Origin of the sequence: Affinirhizobium lemnae (assembly GCF_022968395.1) — a bacterium.
In the GTDB taxonomy this organism is placed as follows: domain Bacteria; phylum Pseudomonadota; class Alphaproteobacteria; order Rhizobiales; family Rhizobiaceae; genus Neorhizobium; species Neorhizobium lemnae.
The window spans coordinates 1-2,268 of the sequence record NZ_JALJQZ010000107.1; the positions used below are offsets into that span (position 1 = coordinate 1).

General features: G+C 52.3%; 1 protein-coding gene. It reads right to left on the bottom strand.

The genetic code is table 11. The features are described from left to right. Nucleotides 1–71: 71 nt before the first annotated feature. Entirely contained in the window at nt 72–1,748 is a 1,677-nt protein-coding gene (locus MUU53_RS23125; protein WP_343229135.1) for a formate--tetrahydrofolate ligase, read from the bottom strand. Between the last annotated feature and the right edge of the window lie 520 nt (nt 1,749–2,268).

Genomic DNA, 2,268 nt, shown 5'->3' on the forward strand with positions numbered 1-2,268 from the left:
ATCTCCAAAATCAGCTTTGAATCCGATTTGCGCTCTTTTGGGAATCCCAATCCTTAAATCATCACCACGACCTAGAAAAGACCTTCTATTTGTCCTTGCTCATTCAACATGATCTTCTCGGCCGAGGGCAAACGTGGCAGACCGGGCATGGTTCGGATCTCGCCTGTGATTACGACTACGAAGCCAGCTCCCGCTGAAAGCCTGACCTCCCTGACCGGCAGACTATGTCCCGTCGGCGCGCCAAGAAGAGCGGGGTCGCTGGAAAAGGAATACTGCGTCTTGGCGATGCAAACCGGAAGACCTCCATAGCCCTGGGCCTCGAAGGTCCGTAGCTGTTCAAGAACCGGCGCTTCGGCTTCAACCCGGTCGGCGCGGTAAATCTCTCGGGCGACGGTCTCGATCTTGGCAAGCAGCGGCAACTCATCGGCATATAGGGGACGAAAGTCTACGTCACCTGAACTCGCAAGCGCGACCACTTTTTCAGAAAGTTCGGAAATACCCGCAGACCCTCGCGCCCAATGACGACACAGTACGGCATCAACGCCCTGACCCTGCGCATAATCGCGAATCGTCTGAACTTCCGCATCGGTATCAGAAGAAAAATGATTGATGGCCACGATAACGGGAACACCGAACTTGCGAATGTTCTCAATATGCCGCCCGAGATTAACGCATCCCATTTTGAGTGCATGAACATCCTCTCGGCCAAGATCCGACTTTGCGACGCCGCCGTTCATTTTCAACGCACGAATCGTTGCCACCACGACGGCGGCCGCAGGCCGCAGACCTGCCTTCCGGCACTTGATATTGAAAAACTTTTCGGCGCCAAGATCTGCGCCAAAGCCCGCTTCGGTGACTACAAAATCCGCAATTCTCAAGGCCGCCTTTGTCGCCACGATAGAATTGCAGCCATGCGCAATATTAGCAAAGGGCCCACCGTGCACGAAAGCCGGATTGTTCTCCAGCGTTTGTACGAGGTTCGGCTGCATTGCATCTTTTAACAGGACTGCCATTGCGCCGTCGGCTTTCAGATCACGGGCGAAAATAGGCGTCCTGTCGCGGCGATAACCGACGATGATTGCGCCGAGACGCGCTTCGAGATCCGCAAGATCTTCGGCTAGACAAAGGATAGCCATGACTTCCGAGGCAACAGTTATGTCAAAACCGGTTTCGCGTGGAAACCCGTTGGACACACCGCCGAGCGAACCAACGATCTCACGCAGGGCCCGGTCGTTCATGTCCATCACGCGACGCCAAGCGATGCGCCGAAGATCAAAGTCTAGGGTATTACCCCAGTAAATATGGTTATCAATCAGCGCGGCCAACAGATTGTGTGCCGCGGTGATGGCATGAAAATCGCCCGTAAAGTGTAGGTTGATATCGTCCATGGGAACCACCTGGGCATATCCGCCCCCGGCAGCTCCACCTTTAACTCCGAAGCACGGCCCCAGAGATGGTTCGCGCAAGCAAATCATGGCGCGCTTGCCGATCCTGTTGAGCCCGTCGCCTAGACCTACCGTGGTGGTGGTTTTCCCTTCTCCAGCAGGCGTTGGATTGATCGCCGTGACCAGAATCAGTTTCCCCTCGGTCCTCTCGTCCAGCGAACCAATGAAAGACGCCGATACCTTTGCCTTATCATGACCGTAGGGAACCAAAGATTGCACTGGTATTCCAATAGCAGAGCCAATCTCCGCGATTGGCTTCATGGATGCAGTACGCGCAATTTCGATGTCAGACGGCACGATCACAGCAAGTCTCCGATAGAAAAGGAATCCGCCATGCATAGCGCATCAGCACCGCAGCGCATACTCTCGGGAGGCATCTGAATACATATGAAATGCGCACTTGATAGGCAGCGCGCATACAGTAATGGGTGGAGCAGAAGAATATCCGTCCTCGAATTTAGTTAGTTGAAATGTACCTGCCTGTGATGTGTCATCCGCAAAAAATATTCCGATATTCATAGTTAATCTTGTTATTTGGAAACCGACTGTACTTGATTGTATCAACATGATTCATACAGCCGGGCTTCCTCGGACGAATCAATGCGCAAGCGCCATCAATTTGAGCAAATGCCCTACAAAAACCGATGATGTGAACCAAAATGATACGGATTGAACGGAATAAAATCGCTATCTCTATAGTCCAATCTGAGTATAGATGTGAAATTCCGAAAATAACATTTGCATGCCTAAGAGTCTGACTCGAAAAGCCTTCAACGATATCCATACCTTGCAAGTCGCCTTGTGATCAGGCGAATGTGGGCGA